Genomic DNA, 517 nt, shown 5'->3' with positions numbered 1-517 from the left:
CTTGTCTATTTCTTTCCCTGTAGTCGGAAAATTTGGATGCCCATTCGGTCGTTTTTCTCGCCGTCCGGGCACTGTGGGTCCCGAATTTTCGAGTCAGCTGATTATGTTGAAGGAATCCTTCCGCAAGGTCATCATCTATCGCCATGAGCCAGGTTACTTCTTTCGTGATTTGCTTCCTGATGGGTGCGTTGCGTTCTCGCCTTTCCCTACAGCTCGAGGTCGCCGCGCTTCGCCATCAGCTCTCCGTGTACCAGAGGACGCTGCGGCGTCCGCCTTTTTCATCGAGTGATCGGTTGCTCTGGTCTATGATTGCAAGCGTGTGGAGCGGCTGGCGCAAGGCCTTGTTCTTTGTTCAGCCTCGGACAGTCCTAGCGTGGCAACACAAACGCTTCCGTGACCACTGGCGTGGGCTGAGTGGTGGGGGTTGCCGTGGTCGCCCATCGATCCCACCGGAGCTGCGGCGCCTCATTCGACAGATGTGGAAGGCCAATCCGACCTGGGGCTCGCCTCGTATTGC

At 57.1% G+C, this 517-nt stretch carries 1 protein-coding gene; it reads left to right on the top strand.

The genetic code is table 11. The features are described 5' to 3' along the window. A partial coding sequence (locus V3W49_RS23115) for a hypothetical protein (protein WP_500148330.1) occupies nt 1-289 on the top strand: 289 nt, incomplete at its 5' end. Nucleotides 290-517: the final 228 nt, after the last annotated feature.

This window comes from Rosenbergiella sp. YN46, from assembly GCF_036620675.1.
Classification (GTDB): domain Bacteria; phylum Pseudomonadota; class Gammaproteobacteria; order Enterobacterales; family Enterobacteriaceae; genus Jejubacter.
This window is presented reverse-complemented; position numbering and strand designations above follow the sequence as displayed.